Origin of the sequence: Gaetbulibacter jejuensis, assembly GCF_039524015.1 — a bacterium.
GTDB classification, from domain to species: Bacteria; Bacteroidota; Bacteroidia; order Flavobacteriales; family Flavobacteriaceae; genus Gaetbulibacter_B; species Gaetbulibacter_B jejuensis.
On the sequence record NZ_BAAAGF010000004.1, the window covers coordinates 368,405 to 390,737 of the forward strand.

At 35.7% G+C, this 22,333-nt stretch carries 6 protein-coding genes; 3 read left to right on the top strand and 3 right to left on the bottom strand.

From position 1 onward, the window contains the following. Positions 1 to 90: 90 nt before the first annotated feature. From ABD011_RS13715 to ABD011_RS13725, 3 genes are all read right to left on the bottom strand, one after another. Positions 91 to 2,613 (bottom strand): M14 family zinc carboxypeptidase, encoded by a 2,523-nt coding sequence (locus ABD011_RS13715; protein ID WP_343799137.1) that lies wholly within the window; start codon positions 2,611 to 2,613, stop codon positions 91 to 93. Positions 2,614 to 2,741: 128 nt separating this feature from the next. Beyond that, positions 2,742 to 3,560: a hypothetical protein gene (locus ABD011_RS13720; RefSeq protein ID WP_343799139.1), complete on the bottom strand. Its 819-nt coding sequence runs from the start codon at positions 3,558 to 3,560 to the stop codon at positions 2,742 to 2,744. Positions 3,561 to 3,725: 165 nt separating this feature from the next. Then, a complete protein-coding gene (locus tag ABD011_RS13725) occupies positions 3,726 to 13,100 on the bottom strand; it encodes an HYR-like domain-containing protein (RefSeq protein WP_343799141.1) in 9,375 nt (3,124 codons plus the stop codon). Positions 13,101 to 13,577: 477 nt separating this feature from the next. On the opposite strand from ABD011_RS13725, the gene ABD011_RS13730 reads away from it, so the two are divergent. The 3 genes from ABD011_RS13730 to ABD011_RS13740 all read left to right on the top strand — a co-directional run bounded on the left by ABD011_RS13730 (position 13,578) and on the right by ABD011_RS13740 (position 22,291). Beyond that, on the top strand, positions 13,578 to 15,092 hold the full coding sequence (locus tag ABD011_RS13730) for a ComEC/Rec2 family competence protein (protein ID WP_343799143.1): 1,515 nt from the start codon (positions 13,578 to 13,580) through the stop codon (positions 15,090 to 15,092). A gap of 206 nt (positions 15,093 to 15,298) precedes the next feature. Next, positions 15,299 to 21,277, top strand: coding sequence for a PKD domain-containing protein (locus ABD011_RS13735; RefSeq protein WP_343799145.1), 5,979 nt, complete (start codon positions 15,299 to 15,301; stop codon positions 21,275 to 21,277). A gap of 9 nt (positions 21,278 to 21,286) precedes the next feature. Then, positions 21,287 to 22,291 carry a PorP/SprF family type IX secretion system membrane protein gene (locus tag ABD011_RS13740; RefSeq protein ID WP_343799147.1) on the top strand — a complete coding sequence of 335 codons (1,005 nt, stop codon included), beginning with the start codon at positions 21,287 to 21,289 and terminating at the stop codon, positions 22,289 to 22,291. Positions 22,292 to 22,333 lie beyond the last annotated feature (42 nt).

Genomic DNA, 22,333 nt, shown 5'->3' on the forward strand with positions numbered 1-22,333 from the left:
TATTTGTTATTTGTAATTTATTGATATATAGTTTTTTAAAAAGACTGCAAGCATAATTGTTTGCAGTCTTTATTTGAGGGTTTTAATATATTATTGCTTTACTAATCGCTTAACAAACGACGTATTTGTTTCACTGTCAGTTATTTTTAAAAAGTACGTTCCGCTAGATAATGAATTTAAATTGGTTAAATTTATTTCATTATTTGTAGGAGTTAAGTCTCTTAAATCTAATACTGAGCGTCCGCTAACATCATAAACATTAAGATTTATATTTGTGTTTATGTTATTCAATTTTATTGAAATATTGCTGTTGAATGGGTTTGGGTAAATCAACACATTGTTTTCATTAAATGTATTTGTGTTTAAAGTTGAATCTATAATATCAATAGTATAATCCTCAACTTCTCCGTAGTTAAATGTTTCACATGGGTCGTCAGCTGTATTTCCTGCACTATTATAATACTTCATTATAACACGCATTCTTGTTGTACCTAATTTGGCATCAGGTGCATTAGGTACTGAAAAGGTTGTGCTTACTGGTGTTGTAGTGGAAGATGCACTTTCCATTATTTTTTCAGACGATTCAAAGGTGCCATTATGGTTAAAATCAATCCATACTGATACAGCTTCTCTGTATTGAGTACCTGTCCAATATTTGGTAACACTAATATTGTTTCCAGAAGAATTTAAATCTAATGTAAAAACTGTGCTTGTTAAATCTGAATACCCTGAAGATGTAGTTGATTGAGTGTTATTACTGCTACTATTTAGGGTGACATTACTAATGTATTCATCTCCAATATCTCCACCTTCTGCATCACAATAGTTAACACCTGTTGTAGAGAATTGTTGAGAAGTAGAATAACTTGTATTATTAGATCCACAATAAGAGCGAACTTGAAACTCATAAGTTGTTTCAGGGTCTAAACCACTTATTTGATATGGGTTTGTAACACTTGTAACTTCAATCCATGAAGAGGCACCAACTACTCTGTATCTAATGTCAAAATCATCAGCAGTTGAAGCTGTCCAAGATGCATTAGTTGAGCTTGAGTCTGTTCCTGTAGTTGTTAAACCAGTAGGAGCTGATGCTGTTAACGGAGTTAAAAGAATATCAGACAGTACTAAAGTTTGATAATCAGAAATTGTTTGATTTGTTAGTGTAAAAGATTGGTAACATGGAGCTTCAAACAAGATGTCGTAAGTTCCAGATTTCACAGGTCTATAATAATCTCCAAAAGGAGCGCTACTTACTGTGTGCGAGCCTACAGCATCGTGACCAACTAGTGTAACTGTTGCTTCTACTGGGTTATTAGACACAGCGTCTTTTACAAATCCTTGAAAACCGTAAGTTCCTTGTATTAAATATTCAATTAAAGCTTCACGGTTATAATCCCAGTGATCATCTAATTGTGATGCAGGTATCACTTTAGTATTTGAAAGCTCAATAGTCACTTCTTTACACTGTTTGTAAAAGTTCATGTAATCTTGACGACCACCATATACTTGATACCAATCAGCACCTTCTGTAACTCCTGGCCACTGATAGTTGCTATATGTAGCGTCCATATATCCAGAAGGACTATTGTTTTGACAGTTTACAGCGTACTCTTTACTTACTAAGAAAAACCAATCGCTATCGGCATGATCTGTATGCGTATTATCAAAAGGATAGTTAACAACTTCGGTTCCACCATGAAAATTAGCTGAAAGCACAAAATGATTATCTTCTGCTAAAGCTAAGAAATGTTGGGTTTCAATTTGATATTCTTCTCCATCAGGATGAGCTCCTGCAACATTATCTGGATAGTTTCTATTTAAGTCTACATTATTAGCGTTTGCTCGACGTGAGTTTGCTACAGATGTGTTAGAAGCACTATTGTAATAAGTTCCATCTGGATTTGCCATTGGGTTTATCCATATTTCAGAGTTATTGATAAGACTTGTAATTCTAGCATTATCTGGGTGTGATGGTGTTTTATAAGCAGTTATAAAATAATCAATTAAATCTAACATTAAAGGATAACCAGTAATTTCGTCACCATGCATTGAGGAGGTGTACATTAATTTTGGCTCAGCTTCTTCAGTAGCGATGTTGTCAGATAGTTTAATAAATAGTAAGCGCTTGTCTCCACCGCCTACACCTTCAGTGGTTCCTCCAATATCAACTAATTCACAAATATCAGGATGCATTGTAGCAAACGCATACATTTGAGCTTCATAGTCTGCGTAAGTTGGGTAATAAGTTAAAGGAAAAGTTAATGGGTATGAACCTTCAGTCGAGTTTACAGTATTTACCTGATTACTCATAACTATACCATAGGCTTCATTGTCTACTGCGTTTACATTGAAACTAAGGTTTCTTTCTAAAAATAAGTTGAATTGTTGTGTATTAGCCCAGGCATAAACTGTTTTAGTAGAAGGGTCATAATTAAGTATAGATAATTTATCTGTGAACTCTTGAAGTTCGGAAACATCTTCTATTTTAAAATCAAAATAAACTTCTTTTTTCGAATCTAAATATTGTTCGGCTTTTTCTAAGCTAGTTTGCGCTTTGGCATTTATGCCTGCTAAACAAAGTAGCGTTACAAGTAGAAGGGTAGTTTTTTTCATCAGTTTTACGTGTTTAATGAATTATTATGGCGCTAATATATAATTAATTTTTAAAAAACATCCATAAAATGCAAAAAAATCCGATAAAGTGTAATTTTTTAATTAATTCGTAGTATTTCGATTACGTTTTAATGCACCAATAATAGTTTACTAAGAGATGCTTTATTGTTGTTTTCAATCTGTACAATTACTGTACTAGATTGTATATTGTTAATTGTAGTTTTAAAGCTAGAAGAGAAAATGTTTTGCTTTTCAAAAAGTAGTTGACCATTAATACTATAAACTTTTAATGAGTTAATTGTGGTTGAGTTTTGTGTATCAACATTAATTTGAGAAGTGTTTTTTATGTATCTAATACTAGCAGATTCTAACCCAAACTCATCAATAGATAATTGTGCTGAGCTATTGGCAAAGTTTATTAAAGAGAGGTCGTTGGTAAAAGTTATATGATACCTGTTTAAGTATTCTCCACTGTAAAGTGAGTTTATATAGTTGCTATCATTAATTGAGGTAAAGGTATTTAAATAGGAATCATATACGTACACGTCTATTTCGGTTTCAAAATTTTCTAGAGAATTCAATGCAATTTGAATTTCGCCTGAGTTGCTCAAAAACATTCCTAAAGGATATTGTTTTGAAATATCAAACTCGCCTACACCTTGAATGATATAGTTTTGATCATTAATTCTCCAACTTAAATCATCGGGAAGGTTTTCAATGTTTAAGGCATCATAACCGTAATCAACATCATCAGTAGCTGAATTATCAGAAGTAAAACCTAATAAAAGGTGTCTGGTATAACCTAATGGAGTGACAAAGTCTACTCTAACACGTTGTATAGTGCTAGATTGAGTTTCTTGGTTGCTAGTGTTTTGGCTATTGGTATTAGCAAATACAGCAATGCTTAGTAATAACACAAGCAGTGTTAAGTAGGTAGTTTTATTCATTTGATTTGGGGTTAAATGAACATAATATGTTTAGTTGCAGGCTAATATATAAGAAATAATCAGTTTTATCTATTAAACGCACAAAAAATCGATGAAATACATAAAAACAAAAAAAGAGCAAGATATCTTGCTCTTTTTGAATAACTTAAAAATTTGGTGCTTTAACTAGTACTTAACAATAACTTTTTTACTGTATGAACTAGTATTTGTTTCAATTTTTACTATATAGTTTCCTTCAGAAATGTTCTTTACAGGAATTCTTAGTTCATCAGAAAGAGGAAGGTTGGTCATGTTCCATGATTTTACAACCTGTCCAGCAATATTTATCATATAAATTTGCTTAGCATTGATTGATGAAGGTGTTTTAATGTATAACTCATTAGAGTTATGTAAATATTTTACAGTAATATCTTTAAGTTGAGTATCAATTACTGATAGTGAATTGTCTTCGACAAATACAATATTAAACCTACCATTATAATCACCTGCTTCAAGATTAATGTTAAAGTTACTGTAGTTGATTTGAGTATAACTGTCTTCAGTACTGTCATATACAAAAACATCAATGTCCTCATCAAAATTTTCTAAATCAGTTAATGAGATGCTTACATTTCCTTGATCGCTTAGATGGATATTAAGAGGATATGTGTTTAGTTCATCAAACTCGCCAACACCTTGAATAATATAATTGTTATCTTCTATACTCCAAGAAGCATCATTGGTTAGTTGATCTCTATTTTGCGCATCATATCCATAGTCAACACCATCAGTAGCTTCATTATTAGGAGTAAAACCTAACAATAAATGTCTACCAGCATTTTCAGAGGTTGTTACTTTTAATCTTAAGCGTTTAATACCATCATTGTATGCTTCACTTTCACTGTTTTCAGAGTTTAAATTAAGTCCGTTTGACCTCATAAATACAGAAGCTCCACTTGTTTCTTTAACAAAAGTACGTTGTGAGTTATTAAAAGTAATAGTACCACCATCAGCATCAGCTAGTACAAAGAAACCTTGACCAACTGGTACATATCTTTGTGGTATTTTTCCTGTATTACCTGAACCATTAATTTCAGGAGGTGTTACAGATGGTACACCACCTAATTTAGTGTAGTAAGCGTAAACTCCTTCATATTCAGATAAGTAATGCGAGTTGTTAGATGGAGCTTGCTCCCAAAATATAAGTGCGCCATCTAATAATGTACTGCTTCCAAGAGGTCCATTATCATCAATAAAAGTATTTGCATCTATTGCTGAAGGGTAAGGGTTACCAACTAAAGCAAGATTTAATCCGCTTATTGAATGAGTAATAGTACCATTATTTGGTTGTCCTCTAAAGGTGTAAGTTTGATTTGGTGATGCAGCTCCACTACCTTTTAAGGTAAATCCAAGTCCTACATTTACATTTGATGTAGGGTTAATAGATATCCAAGAGCTGTAATCATTGATAGCACCATTTAGGAAATTATATAACCAATTGCTACTTAATGTAACAGGGTTGGTTGCTCCATTAGCATCATAGCCTGTAGTCCAACTCACAGGATTGTTGCCATCGTAAAGAATACTTCCAATAGCAAACGTTCTAGAGTTACTAGAGCCTAATGTACTTACAGGGCTTCCCCAATAATTATAATTGTATAGGTTACTTGTTCCTTCTTGATCACGTTCTAATCGTCCTGACCCTGTGTAATCAACAATACTATTATTCGGTTGTAATAACTGAGACTCACCGACTAAGTCCAGAACACCATCAATTTTTAAGTATTTACTAACGTTTAGCTGTTGGTCATTGGTAATGCTATATCTGTTAGCGTCAATAAGTAAACCTAAAACAGTAGTTGCTCTATTTCCTGATGTTACATCATGCTGAGTTCTTACAATGTTCCAGTTAACCGAAGTTCCATTAATACCATTGGTGTTAGGAACTTGTTGTACAGTACCATTTAACCATGTGTTTTGATTATTCCAAGTCCCGTTTTGATTACTTACATAAGGAAGAGGAGAAGTTTCTTGCTGCGTTGAGTTTATGTTTAATAGATTACCATTAATTCCGCCAAGGTTTGCATTTAATAGTCCTCCAGTAACATCAAAAGCTTGATTCATTTGATAATAAGCATCAAGATTTGCCCAGGTTAATCCATCAATATCTAAACCTAAAACAGAACCTCTAACATTTGCACCATTTTGCTCAATTTCTTGATTCATCATTTCACGAATTTGGGTAGCTGTAAGTGCTGTATTCCAAATACGTAATTCATCTAACCAACCATTAAAATGGTTAGTTGGTATGTTAGTGCTTCTGTCCATAGCACCTAATAAAAATCTTCTGTTGTTTGCGTTAGGAGCACCACCTGTGTTACTGTTTATTTCAACACCATCTACATAAAGCCTATATGTTGAACCATCAAATGTAACAGCTGTATGATACCACCTGTTAGTGGTTAATCCAGTTGCAGAAACTTGTCCGCCACCATTCCATCTAAACGATAGTGTACTATTTACTAATCTTAAATCAAAACCAGTACTTAAGTTAAGCGCATTCCTTTTAGAATAAATAGTCTTGATGGTTCCAAGTGCATTTGGTTTTACCCAAATTTCTATACTGAAAGGACCGTTAAGATCAAAATTATCATTGAATGAAACTGTATCATCAATACCATCAAAATCAATATTATTACCACAGTTAGGGAAACTAATATTAGACAAAGTGGCTTGCGAGTTACCACAAGGAGAAGGGTTTGTAATAGTCCATATAATACTGTATGTGCCGCCACTTTCACCTATAAATGTAGCATTAGGGTCATTTACGTTAGAAAAACTAAAACTATGTCCAGTACTTGAAGTTGCTGACCATTGACCAGAACCATTTCCTGATAAAGTAATTTGAGCAGTACATCCAGTAGCAGGAACAGCAATAGATGCTGATGCTGTTGTAAATGGAACTATGGTATAGGTAACAGAGTCAGATGTGTTACTACAAGGAGCCATGGCTGAATTTGTTGTATAAGTCAATGTTACACTGCCATTAGTAATATCATTAGCTCCTAACGTATAAATAGCATTAGGATTGTTGTTATTGAAAGTTCCATCACCAGACGAAGACCAAGTGGCAGTTGTGCTTCCTCCTAAGGTTGCGTTAAGGTTAATGCTACCACTTGTTTCACAAATGGCTTGGTTAGTACCTGCATCAACTACAGGTAATGGGTTGATAGTAACAACTTTTGAATCTACTGCTACACCACATGGTCCTGCAGGATTGTTTGTCGTATAAGTTAAAGTAACTGAGCCATTAGTTATATCAGCAGCACTTGGAGTGTAGATTCCAGATGAGAAGTTACCAGTTCCTGATGAGCTCCAAGTAGCTGAAGTAGCACTTCCACTATAGTTAGCAGAAGATAAGTTCACAACATCTCCTTCACAAATGGTTACATCGTTTCCAGCATTAACAGTAGCCGCTTGATTAATCGTTATAGTTATAGTGTCGCTTGCTGAACCACAAGGTCCACTAGGGTTATTTGTGGTATAGGTAAGCACTACACTTCCGTTTGTTATGTCAGAAGTTCCAGGAGTATATATGTTGCCAACAAAGCCACCATCACCTGCTGTACTCCATGAAGCAGAAGTAGCACTTCCTCCATAAGAAGCTGAAGATAGCGTTACAGACTCTCCTTCACATATCGTTTGATCAACACCAGCATACACTGTAGCTAAAGGATTTATTGTAACTACCATAGTATCGCTATCGCTAGGACATATTCCATCACTAGGTGTGTTTATTGCTGTAAGTGTTACCGAACCATTAAAGATATCACCAGCACTTGGTGTATATGTGTTACCAGAAAAGTTACCTGATCCAGAAGTTGTCCACGTTACTACAGCATTTGTTCCTGAATAAGTGATTGAAGAAAGGTTAACGGTTTCTCCTTCACAAATAGTGATGTCGTTAGGAGCTGTAATAGTAGCAGGTTCATTAATATTTACAGTAACTGTTTCATTTAATGCTAAAGCACAATTATTTCCTCCTCCTGGATAAGTTGCAGGATTGTATCGTACTCTGTTTAAGCTATATGTTGTGGTAGTGGTAGGTGAAACAGTAATAGTTGTAGACCCACTTGGACCTAAAGGTAGCCATGTGTTTCCTGAACCATCATTATATCTAATTTCAGAATTAGGAGTACCTGTAAAAGTAATAGTAGTTGAATCTCCTTGACAAAGTGTAACATCTGAAGAAGATATTGTAGCATCAGGGTTTTCTATTATATGAATTTGCATTGTACTTTCTAATGGGTCACACCAAAAAGTACTTTCAGCTAGTAAAGATATTGTAATAATGTCACCTGGTTGAGCTGATGAAGGAATGGTGTAAGTACTTGTTTCCGTGTAATCATAAATATCACTACAGTCATAATACCCATCAACACACCACCATAAGAAATAGTCGGTACATACCCAAACGCAATCATTTCCAACTAATTCTGTTGAGAAACTTCCGCCTGCACCATTATCATCCCAAGTCCATTCGTCATAGTTTAACCCTCCAGCATTACCATTCATAGTGACTTGAGTTGTACCTTCACAAACATAAATGTCTGGTCCAGCATCAATGTCAGTTCCAGAGAAGTTTAAGAATATTAGTTCACTAGCTGTTGAAGATGTTCCACAAGCATTTGTAGCCGAAACAGATACAGTTTCAAAAAAAGCAAAAGTGCCATTTACAGTAATTGTAACTTCATTAGTGCCTTGTCCTGACTCAATAGTAAGTCCTCCTGATACAGTCCAATTGTAAGTCTCAACATTAGGATCGTAAGGAACAGAGTATACTAATTCGGCAACAGGACAAAATAAAGAAAAAGGACCATTTATATTATTAGGTGTGCTAGGAACACCATTATATACAGTAATGATTCCTGATATAGAGTCTCCAGCTCCACAACCAATGGTTGAAACCGTGTAATTATAAATACCTGCTTGTGTAGTAGTTCCGCTTATTGTGTATATCCCTGTAGCAGCATTATAAGACCCAGTAATTCCAGCAGGTAAAGCAGGTGTACTTGTTAAAGTTGCTCCTGTAGCTCCAGAATTTAATTGAAATTGAAGATTTACAGAGTCACTATTGTCATTGCAAATACCTTGATTTTCTGAACTAGATAATAAAGTTATAGTAGCATCAGGACCAACAGTAATTGTTCCTGTAGCAGTATTTCCACCACAACCAGTTGGAGTTACAGTATAGTTAAATGTTCCTATTTGACTGGGAGTACCACTAATTGTAAAAACACCACTATTGTAAGATCCACTGATACCTGTAGGGATTCCTGTGATTGTTGCTCCAGTAGCATTAGCAATATTATATGTAATATTTACTAAACTATCTCCATTACAAATTGTTTGATTGTTATTAGCTGAAGTTAATGAAATTGTAGCATCAGGTGTTACAGTCATTGTTAAACTTTCAGTAGCAGGTATAGGAGTAGCACATGTAGCGTTTGATGTCACAGAAACTGAGATGATATCTCCATTATTAATGGCTGAGGAACTGTAAGAGTTGGTGTTTGCTCCAACTGGGTTACTATTAACATACCATTGATAAGAAGGGTTAGAGCCTCCATTTGTTAAACCTGTTACAAAAAAGGTTAAATTATCTCCATTACAAGCAGGATTAGCCGATGCGTTTAAGTTGAAGGTTACAGGTAAAAGTGGGTTAACAGTCATGGTAATTGTGTTGCTACTAACTGCTGTAGCACATACCGAAACACTTGAAGTCATTTCAACTGATACTTGATCATTGTTGGTGAGTGTACTTGTAGTAAAAGTATTGCTATTGTTTCCAACAGAACCACCATTAACAAACCATTCATACGATGGTGTTGCTCCACCATTAACAGGTGTAGCAGTAAAAGTTACTGCTTCACCAGCACAAACAGGGTTGTTGTTTGCGCTTATAGAAACTGAGGCACCTTGAGCAGCATCAGTTATGGTTACCGTTGCAGTACAAGAATCTGAGTTTCCTGAACCATCAGTTACAGTTAGAGTTACTGTGTTTGTTCCAATGTCATTACAATCAAAAGTAGTTTGCGACAATGTCATGTTTGAAATAGAGCAATTGTCTGTTGAACCGTTGTCTATATCATTAGCAGTAATTGTTGCTAAACCTGTTGTTGGGTTTAACTGTAAACTTAAACTTTGACATATTACATTTGGAGCTTCATTGTCAACTACAGTTACAGTTTGAGTGCATGTTGTTGAATTGCTGTATCCGTCAGTAGCTGTCCAAGTTACTATCATTTGACCTAGAGGGAAAATAGCAGGCGCATCATTACTGAAACCAACACCACAGTTATCATCTACTGTTGGAGTGCCTAAGTTTACACCGCTAGCAGTACAAAGCCCAGTGTCAGCATTTACAGTAATATCTCCAGGACAAGTAATCGTAGGAGGTGTTACATCATTTACAGTTACAATTTGAGTGCATTGACTACTATTTCCTGCTAAATCGGTTACAGTCCAAGTAACTGTTGTATTTCCTAGAGGAAAAGTAGCTGGTGCATTATTTGTTATGGTGTCAATGCTACAGTTATCATTAACGGTTGGGTTGATTAATGTTACACTAGTTGCTTCACAATTACCATCTGCATTTACTGTGATATCAGAAGGACAGGTTATTGTTGGGTTTTCATTATCATTAACTGTTACTGTAAACGAACAAGACGTTGTATTACCAGCTGTATCTTCAATTTCAAATGTGTTTGTAGTAGTTCCTACAGGAAATGCGCTTCCTGAAGGTAAACCAGCAGTTTGAGTAATAGTAACTGAACCACAATTATCAGAACCAGAAGGAGCTGAGTAAGTTATGATAGCTGAACATAGTCCAGCATCATTAGTAGTTGTAATGTTGCTAGGGCAATTTATAGTTGGGTTAGTGATATCATCAATAACTACGTTTTGAGTTTGAGTAGACGTATTTCCGTTGCCATCATCATAAGTCCAAGTTACTACTGTTGTACCTTGAACAGTAATCGGTAAAGAGGCATTATGTGTTACCGTTACAGAGCCACCACAGTTATCAGTAGCTGAAGGAGGCGTTAAAGCAGTCACTTCACATTCAGTAGTTACATCAGAAAGCGTCGCTACATCAGGAACAGGAGCAGTAACATCATCAATAACCACGTTTTGAGTTTGGGTAGACGTATTTCCGTTCCCATCATCATAAGTCCAAGTTACTACTGTTGTACCTTGAACAGTAATCGGTAAAGAGGCATTATGTGTTACCGTTACAGTGCCACTACAGTTATCAGTAGCTGAAGGAGGCGTTAAAGCAGTCACTTCACATTCATCCGTTACATTGGCAAGCGTCGCCACATCAGGAACAGGAGCAGTAACATCATCAATAACCACGTTTTGAGTTTGAGTAGACGTATTTCCGTTTCCATCATCATAAGTCCAAGTCACTACAGTTGTACCTTGAGTAGCGATTGGTAAAGTGGCATTATGTGTTACTGTTACAGTGCCACCACAGTTATCAGTAGCTGAAGGAGGTGTTAAAGCAGTCACTTCGCATTCATCCGTCACATCAGCAAGTGTCGCCACATCAGGAACAGGAGCAGTAATATCATTTATAACTACATTTTGAGTTTGAGTAGACGTATTTCCGTTTCCATCGTCATAAGTCCAAGTTACCACAGTTGTACCTTGAGTAGCAATTGGTAAAGAGGCATCATGCGTTACCGAAACAGAGCCACCACAGTTATCAGTAGCTGAAGGAGGCGTTAAAGCTATCACTTCACATTCAGCAGTTACATCAGCAAGTGTCGCTACATCAGGAACAGGAGCGTTAACATCATCGATAATCACGTTTTGGGTTTGAGTTGATGTATTTCCGTTTCCATCGTCATAAGTCCAAGTTACCACAGTTGTACCTTGAGTAGCGATTGGTAAAGTGGCATTATGTGTTACTGTTACAGTGCCACCACAGTTATCAGTAGCTGAAGGAGGTGTTAAAGCAGTCACTTCGCATTCATCCGTCACATCAGCAAGTGTCGCCACATCAGGAACAGGAGCAGTAACATCATCAATAACCACGTTTTGAGTTTGAGTAGACGTATTTCCGTTTCCATCATCATAAGTCCAAGTCACTACAGTTGTACCTTGAGTAGCGATTGGTAAAGTGGCATTATGTGTTACTGTTACAGTGCCACCACAGTTATCAGTAGCTGAAGGAGGTGTTAAAGCAGTCACTTCGCATTCATCCGTCACATCAGCAAGTGTCGCCACATCAGGAACAGGAGCAGTAATATCATTTATAACTACATTTTGAGTTTGAGTAGACGTATTTCCGTTTCCATCATCATAAGTCCAAGTCACTACAGTTGTACCTTGAACAGTAATTGGTAAAGTCGCATTATGTGTTACTGTTACAGTGCCACCACAGTTATCAGTAGCTGAAGGAGGTGTTAAAGCAGTCACTTCACATTGATCCGTTACATCGGCAAGCGTCGCTACATCAGGAACAGGAGCAGTAACATCATCGATTTCTATGTTTTGTATAACATCTATATCATTTCCATTACCATCATCAAAATTCCAAGTTATAGTATACGTTCCTTGAGTATTGAATGTTGTTGCGTCAGAAGTTGTTCCTGTTATGGTAGCACCACAGTTATCGGTTGTAGTTGGAGCTGTAACAGTAGCATTACACTCAGCAGTTATATCTGTTAATGCAGGTGTGTCAGGATTGATAGTGTCCACAACTGTTACTGTTGTAGTGCAAGTGTCAGTCTGACCTAAAGAATCTTCAGCGGTCAAGGTAACAATTACAGGGCTTCCAATATTGGAACAGTCAAATGAGTTGACATCAATTGATAAAGTAGGCGTGTCAAAGTCATCAGTAGAACCATTATTAATATCAGTAGTGTTTATTGATGCGTTACCTGTAGCGTCTAAATAAACTGTTAGTGTAGCAATACAGTTAGCAGTTGGCGGATTATCTGCTCTAAAAGTAGCTCTGTAGTTAGCGCCTCCATTGCTAGCGTAGTGAGTTCCATCAGGAATATTGTCACTATTTGTATCGTATTCTGACCTAGTATAAACTTCAAGGTAATAGTCACCTGAAGGTAATCCGTTTAAAATATTAATATTAGCACCTGAAGATTCCCAAGTTTGATCTATACTGTTTCCGCCACAATGATTAGAAGTTCCGTCATCAGTGTTAAATAAAATTTCGTGAGGAATAAAAGCTGAAGGAGCATCACTTATCAAATAAACCCTGTAGTCCAACCAGCTATTTAAAATATTATCGCTAAAGCATTTATAAGTTTGATTTTGAGCACCATTAAGTATTAAACTATTTGATGAGGTAAAAGTTCCAAGATTTAAACCATCAAAATCTTGGTTTCCTGTATTTGCTTGTAAATCATAATAGGTGTTTCCAGAACTGTTGATATCTAGTATTAAATAACTCTCGTATATGTTGGATTGACCAATGCTTAAATTAGAAATCAAAGCAATTACAATTGCAATGATGCGAAGTAAATATTTTTTCATTTTAGCTATAATTTGTACAAACTATGTGTCTTTGTTTTAAAAAATGGGGCTAATTGTTTAGTTGTTAAATAGCTATTAATTGTATAAATAAAAGGGAATGGCCAAATTTATTGTCAATATAACCTTACACGAAAAATACTCGTTGAAATGCTTATTTATACTTTGACGGTTGTTAAAAAAAATAGAGAAAAACTATTCTTCGATAAAATGCAATTTTACCCGATGATTATCAAGAGGGTAATTATTTGTCAATCAGTAGTGTAGAGTAGGTTTGTTAAACTGTATTAAAGTGCGAAATTGAGTTAAAATACTAACGTGATTTGATAATTTAATACTTAATTAATCTGCAAAACTAGGAGCTTAAAAAGATTTTTGTAAATTTATAATCCCTTCCCTATATACTAATAGTCATTTTAAATGATGAGTTAATAGCATGGAGTTTAGTTAACTTCATTTTTTAACTCTAAAATATTAATTATGGCTCAATTAGATACTTCAAAGTATAATGTAAAAAATAACTCCAATTATTCTTTTGCAGCGTTTCCGGATGCGAAAATTTATCCTGATGAAAATGAGGATGGAAAATGGACACAGCACCTTCTTTTTGGTGATTATATAAGTATAGTCGATTTAGAAGTTATTAATAATCATGTTAAAGTGAAATCAAGAAATAAATTAGGTTGGATACACATTAACGATCTTCAAAAAGAGCGTGTTCTAGAAGTCAATTTTGTAGATATAGGTCAAGGCGATGGGTGTCATTTAATCACTCCTAATGACGAACATTATCTTATCGATGCTGGTAAAGGCGATAATATGTATCGCTATTTGTATTGGCGATTTAACTTAGATAAAAACGCAGCGTTGCCCTTTAAATTTAAAGCATTGTTGAGCCATCCTGATAATGATCATTTTTTAGGGTTTTCACAAATTTTTGAAGCTCCAGCGGTTGAGTTTGATAAAATTTATCACAGTGGCATAGTTCAAAGACCAAAGCGTACTGATAAAGGCTGGAACACTCAATTAGGCAAAAAAGAAGAACTTTCTGATGGTAAAGATTACATAACAACGTTGCTGTTTTCAGATAATGAAGTAAAAAGTGTATTGAGTGATGACGAAAACTTAAGCGGTAGCGGTTCACAATATTGTAAAACTATTTTTAAGACATTAAATCAACTACAAGACCCAGAGTTTATAGGGTTAAATAGTAGTGACGGATTTATAGTAGGTGATGGTTCTGATACAAGTTTTTCATTAGAAGTGTTAAGTCCAATTCTTACAAATATTGACGGAAAAAAAGCATTGCCATACTTTGGTAGTCAAGGAAAAACCAAAAACGGACATTCAGTATTATTAAAGCTAAAGTACAAAAAGCTCAAAGTACTATTAGGTGGCGATATAAATGAAGAAGCTGGCGAGTATATTAATGCATGTTTGGGTGATGAAGCGTCTGATAAACTTCAAGTTGATATTGCAAAAGCGTGCCATCATGGAAGTCATTTGTTCAATTATGAATTTTTAGAGCATGTTAATGCATTAGGAACTGTAATCTCTAGTGGTGACGATGAAAACTATAGTCACCCAAGACCTGATACTTTAGGTGCAATAGGAAAAACAGGATATAGTAAAAAACCTTTGATTTTTAGTACTGAGTTGGCTAGATCCAATAAAGAGTTCTCAACAGCTACAATACCAGAACTGGTTTTAAAATACCAAACATGGGAGCGAGCTCAAAAAGATTATGAAAACTTACTCAATAATTTTGTAGATACACCCGAAAATGAACAAGCTATAAAGGCGCTTAAAGAGGATGCTACAAAAAAATATAAAGAGATTAATTCTTACTTAACAAGACATGGTATGATTAACCTAAGAAGCGATGGACATAAAATGATTATGGCTCAAAAGCTTGAAAAAGATTCTAATCATGGTAAGTATGATATTTATGAATTTGAATATAGCGATACCGAAAAACGTTTTGTGAGAATTTAAAAATTAAACCTATAGTCAAAGTGTTGAATTGACTTAAAATTAATATACAACAAATGTTAATTTAATAAGAATTTAACTACATTTATTTTTTCTAAGCCATTTAATATCATTTGCTTATGAACAAAAATACATTCCGTTTACTTGCAATAGCGCTTTGTATAGTGTGTTGTTTATTTAGCGTCTTTAATATGAACAAAGATGTTTTTATGCAGTCATTGTACAATCAAGATTTAATTAGTTTAAACAATGCAATGATGCCAAACGCTACTATTGATGGAGATGCTGAAGTGTGTCTTAACGATAGTCCTAATCCGCAAGTTACATTTACAGGTTCTAATGGAGCTACACCTTATACCTTTACATATGCTATAAATGGCGGAACGCCTTTAACTGTTTCTACAACTGGTAGTAATAATTCGGTAGCTCTTAATGCAAGTACAGCAACAGCAGGAACGTTTGTTTATGAGTTAATTTCAGTGACTGATGCTAATGGAGATACAACTAACGAAAATGGTACAGTAACAATAGTTGTTGGGACACCTCCTACAGTAGATTTCACATTTAGTAACAATGGAGCTTGCTCAGGAACACCAGTTGTATTTACGCCTAATGTAACAGGAAATGGACCTTATACTTACGATTGGGCTTTTGGAGATGGAGATTCTTCAACTGCTCAAAATCCATCTCACGAATATGTAGCTGAAGGCTGTGGGTTTTCTACTTTTTCAGCAACTCTTACTGTAACCGATAATAATGGATGTACAGCGTCTATTTCTAAAACCATTAGTGTTGAACAAAAGCCTAATATGAGTTTTGAAGATTTAGATGCACAATTTAGTCCACCTTTTGATAATTGTGGAAATAACACATCAGATCCAGAGTATACTGTAAACGTTGGGAATACCTCACCTTCAGATAGCTGTATCGTATCTTATGACATTGATTGGGGAGATGGCACAACAGAAACTAACGTGACGTTTCCGCTTTCGCATACTTATTTGGAGTTAGGGTCTTTTAATATGGTTGTTACTGGTTATAGCGATACAGGATGTGTAAATACCGAAACGATTTTAATTAAAAACTCAAGTAATCCAGTAGGAGCGATTGAAATTCCTGGAAATACAGTAAACCTTTGTTTGCCTGTGTCTCCAATAGATTTTGCTATTGGGTCTTGGGGAATTAACCCACCAGACACTGTGTACTATGTTAATTATGGAGATGGCACTCAAGTTACTTACACGCAAACACAGCTAGAAGCATCTACATTTTATAATGCCTCAAATCCTGCGGCATCACAAAATTATCCAATACCACATACCTATACTGAATCTAATTGTCCAAGTCCAAACTATACAGTCTTTTTAAGTATTGTGACTTCTTGCGGACAAACCGATTTAACAGCAGGACCAATTATTATATTAAGTAAACCTGATGTAGATTTTGAATTTGAATCGCCTGCTTGTGTAGATGTGCCTGTTCAATTTACTAATTTAACAACAGGAGGCTATAATCAAAACTGTACGACAAACTCCTTATATTATTGGGATTTTGGAGATGGTAATACGTCTACCGACGAAAATCCGTCGCATACTTACACTGCAGCAGGAACTTATGACATTACCTTATATGCCGAAAATTTTTGTGGTGAAACCGATGAAATAATTAAAACCATCTGTGTAGAACCAGAACTGATAGCCGACTTTACTTTAGATGATAATAATGGTTGTGCTCCATTTATAGTAGCTGCTACCAATACTACAGATACATCTATGACTTGTAGTACTGAAACGTATTTATGGGAAATAGCTTATACACCTGAGTTCTGTGGTACTACTGAATCTTGGAGTTTTACTAATGGTACAGATGAAAATTCTGAAAGCCCATCGTTCCAATTTGATAATGCAGGAATATATACAATAACGCTAACTGCAACTAATGCTTGTGGGAGTAGCACAATATCTGAAATAGTTGAAGTTAAACAACCTCCAACAGCAACCTTAAATCCAGTTACTGATAGTTGTGGGACAGCTTCTGTAAATCCTGTAGCAACAGTTGTGTCTTGTGCTCCAGCATCTGAAACGGTCACTTACAGTTGGAGTTTTCCTGGAGGTGTTCCTGCAACGTCCAATACACTTAACCCAGGAACCATTGCTTATAATACAATAGGTAACTACACAATAACATTCAGTGTTACTAATAGTTGTGGTACAACAACAGTAACTCAAGATTTTTCGGTTAATGAAACACCTACAATTACAAATACCAATTTAACGCAATCCATTTGTTCTGGAGTCGAAACCGCAGCTATTAACTTAACGTCTGATAATAGTGCTACAACATACAGTTGGGTATCAAATAATCCTGCAGGTTTAACAGGATATGTGCCATCAGGAACCTCTGATGTAATTCCTGCTCAAACACTTGTAAATAACACAGCTAATCCAATTACTCTTATTTATACGGTAACACCAGATATTAATGGTTGTAATGGAGCTCCAGTAAATTTTGAAATCACAGTAGAACCTGCACCATTAATCACAGATCAACCCATACCAAATTCGGTATGTTTAAATGGAACACCTGATGATTTGTCGGTAACCATTCAAGGAACAGGAACACCAAACTATCAATGGTATCAAAATACGGTTAACGATACTACAACAGGAACACCTATTGCAGGTGCTACTTCAGCAACGTATACACCACCAACAGATACTGTTGGAGAGGTGTATTATTATGTCGTAATTACGTTTTCAACGGGTGGTTGTAATGAAATAACGTCTAATGCAGCTTTAGTTGAAGTGGTTAATACTTCTCAAATTGATGTTGAGCCTATTGCTACGCAATCTGTTTGTGTTGGTGGTCTAGCAGATGAGTTGTCTGTAGTCACTTCAGGAGGAACAGGAACAATTTCATACCAATGGTTTAGTAACACTACTAGTAGTACAACAGGAGGAACACCAATTGCAGGTGCGACAATGGCAAATTATACACCTCCAGCATATACAACAGCTGGAAATTATTACTATTATGTTGAGGTTGCTTTTACAGCAAGTGGATGTGCTGGTTTGGTAAGTGATGTAGCAGAAGTGGTAGTGGTTGATGACCCTGTAGTAACAACGCAACCTATTGCATCTCAAAGTCTATGTCAAAATACTAGTGTGCAAGATTTAGAAGTTGTTGCTAATGGAGGTTTAGGGACAGTGAGTTATCAATGGTATGTAAATACTGTAAATAGTAATACTGGAGGAACCTTAATTCTAGGAGCAACAAGCAGTACTTACACACCACCAGTTGATACTGTAGGCACATTTTACTATTACTGCGTGGTGCAGCAAGATGTGTCTGGTTGTGAGGTAGTAAGTGATACTGCTGAAGTTGAAATTAGTGCTGGCGCGCAATTTACAACTCAACCAATGTCTGATGTATTATGCTTAGGAGAAACAGCAGCAACGCTTCAAGTAGCTTACATAGACGGAACAGGAACTCCAACATACCAATGGTACGAAAATACAGTTAATGACACTACAACAGGAACAGCTATTGCAGGAGCAACAACAGCAAGCTATTTACCTGATGTGTCTTCTGTGGGAACCACATTTTATTACTGTATTATAACGTTTAATTCAGGTGGTTGTTCAGAGTTGATTTCTGCAGTTGCTGAAATTACTGTTAACGAAACACCAGATATTAGCGATGCAGCAGTGTTAATTTGTAGTGGTAACGCATTTGTACATAATCCAGATGCTACCAATGGCGATACAGTACCAGCAAATACAATGTATACTTGGTCTACGCCAACGGTTACTCCTTCAGGAAGTAGTGTTGGTGCTTCTGAGCAGTTAACGCCTGTAGCTTCAATAACACAATTTTTAGAAAACACAACGGTTAATCCTTCTACTGTAACTTATACAGTTACACCTATTTCAGGAAATTGTGTAGGAGCAGATTTTGAAGTGGTAGTTACTGTAAATCCTTCAATTTCTGTAACTACAACAGTTATTAATAATACCTGCTTTGAGTCTAATAATGCGTCAATAGAAATCGATATTGTTGGAGGTGTGCCTTTTTCAACAGGAAATCCTTATAATATCGATTGGTCAGGACCTAACGGATTTACAAGCAATAACGAAGATATTTTTAATCTAGAAGCAGGAACTTATGTGCTTAATATAGAAGATGATGGAGGTTGTCCTTATACCGAAACTTTTGAAATTATTGAACCAGATGAGCTTGTATTTAGCACTATCAATTTTGATCCTGATACAATATCATGTTTTGGTGCAAATGATGGGTCAATAGGTATTGATGTTTCAGGAGGAACAATGCCTTACACCTATAACTGGACGCTTAATGGAGGTCCTTTTTCAACGGATGAAGATGTAACAAATTTAGGTCCTGGAGTGTACGAAGTTACAGTAACCGATGGTAATAGCTGTGGACCAATAACTCAAGAGTTTGTTATTGATGAACCTCCTTTGTTAACGGTAAGTTTACTAGACCAAACCAATGTGTTGTGTTTTGGAGATAATACAGGTGCTATTACAATTGAAGCTTCAGGTGGTCGACCAGACTATATTTTTTCTTGGGTTGGACCAAACGGTTATGTGAGTACTAACCAAGATATTGATACTTTATTTGCTGGTTTATATACAGTAACGGTTACAGATAGTTCTAACTGTATTGCTGTTTTAGAAGTTACTATTATTCAAAATGATGAAATAAATATTGATGTAACAACTACCGAAATAGAGTGCTATGGAGATAATAATGCATCAATTACTATTAATAACATTTCAGGAGGTGTTCCGCCTTACGATATCGCTTGGAGTAATTTTGGTACAGGTAATAGTCAAACAAACCTTTCTGCAGGAATTTATACTATTACAATTACTGATGCTGAAAACTGTCAAAGAAATTTTCCGATAGAAATTGAAGAAGCTCCAGTTTTTCTAATAGACCCTGTTGTTACTCAAATGTCTTGTGCAGGAGAAAACGATGCAAGTATAGCTTTAAACTTAGTTGGAGGAATAGATCCTGTTACGGTCGATTGGAATGACGACCCAACAGCAGGAGTGGAGCGTAATAATTTAGCACCTGGGACGTATACAGTTACTATTACTGACGGAACACCATGCGTCATTCAAGAAAGTTTTACAATTTTTGATATCAATCCTTTGGTACTATCTGCTAACATTACTAATGCGCTTGATTGTGATGATACCAACAGTGGTGCAATAAATTTACTCATTCAAGGAGGTACACCTCCATTTGATGTGTTGTGGTCTAATGGTGCAACTACCGAAGATTTAGATAGCATACCTCCAAATACCTACACAGTTGTAGTTACTGACGTTAATGGTTGCGAAATTCAAGGAAGCTGGGACGTAACAAGGTTTGAACCTCTAGAGTTGCAAGTCGAAACACAGTCTGATGTAGATTGTGAAGCACAAACTGTTAACCAAACATTTGTAGCTATGGCAAGCGGAGGAGTACCACCATTTCAATACAATTGGTCAAGCGGTACAGTAAGTGGAGCAAACAATGAATTAATGACTACTGATATTAACGGACTAGTGCTTTTAGAAGTTGTAGATAGTCAAGGCTGTACGACTAATTATAGTTTTGATGTAGACATCCCAGTTTTAGGAAACCCAGGATTCGAGACTACGTCTTTTGGGTTTGAAAACTATGGAGTGTATGCTATTAGCGATCCTATACAGTTTACAAATACTGCAACTGGGGATTTTGAAAGCATTCTGTGGGATTTTGGAGATGGCAATTTTTCAGCTGAAGAAAATCCAACACATACCTATTTAGAAGTAGGAAACTATGTGGTTACGCAAACAGTAACCTATCCGTTTGGATGTGTATACACCCATACAATAACGCTTATTGTTGAACCTGGTTATAAACTTATAATGCCTAATGCATTTACACCTAATGAAGATACTTTAAACGATTATTTTGGACCTGTTTATGTAGGCTTAAATACCTTAGAAATTAACATATATGATACTTGGGGAAGCCTTATCTACTCAGAGTCTGGAGACGATATTAGAGGTTGGGACGGAAAAGTAAAAGAAGAAGAAGCCGAAAACGGAAACTATTACTACACCTTTTCTGCCAAAACATTTTATGGCGATACGGTTACAAAACAAGGTGCATTTGTATTTATTAAATAGAGCGTTATAATGAGGATAAAAAAATCACTACTAACTATTTTATTGTTTTTATTTGGATATGTTGCACGTGCACAAGATCCTATTTTTACACAATCATTTTTTGTGCAAGAAACCTTAAACCCTGCGTTTTCAGGGTTTGAAGATAACGGTCGAACCCATTTAGGGCTGTTACACAGAACGCAATGGCCTAATTTGGACTTAAAAATCAACACGCAGTACTTTTTTTGGAATAAATCTATAGAGTACGGTTCAGGACAAGGGTTTGGTTTTGGACTCAGTGGATTAAGACACCACGAGTCGTTTACCAATTATTCACACCATCAAATCAATGCCAATTATGCGCATAGAGTTAACCTTAATGGAGGTTGGTATTTTAGACCTGCAGTTGAGGTAGGAGCAGGTTTTAAAGACTTTAGGTTTAGTTCCCTAACTCTTGCTGACCAAATCAATATTAATACAGGAACAGTAAGCTCAACATCAGTAGACCCTTTAGCATTAAATAATGACAACGTCTTCTTTTTAGATATCTCTTCAGGAATTGTTTTTGAAAAAGAAGAGCATAACGGAATCGCCTATTGGTTTGGAGCTTCCGTAAAGCATCTTAATAGACCTAATATTTCTTTTGTACAAGGTGAAAATCTTCCCTTAGATATTTTTTATTCACTTCATGCGACCTATCGTTTTCCCTTTTTAAACGATTATAGTATAATGATGACAACCAATTACATGCAACAAGGCGAGTACAATCGTTTAGATTTAGGTGCGATGTTTCAGGTCAATCAGTTTTTAGCTGCAATTACTGCGGTTTCAAACCTAAATGGAAGTAGCTCTAATAGTCATTTGTTAACTTCAGTAAACGCGTTTTTTGGTTTGGAGTACACTGATTTTAGATTTGGAGTGTCGTACGATTTTAATACATCTCAAATAGGAAGAACAAATGGCGTGTATGAGTTGTCAGTCACCTATTTATCAAGATGTCGTAGTTGTACTACCCAAAGAGGTAGAAAAAGATAATGCTTAAAGGAAGTTTAAAAAAGGTTTAGCTATTTACCAGTT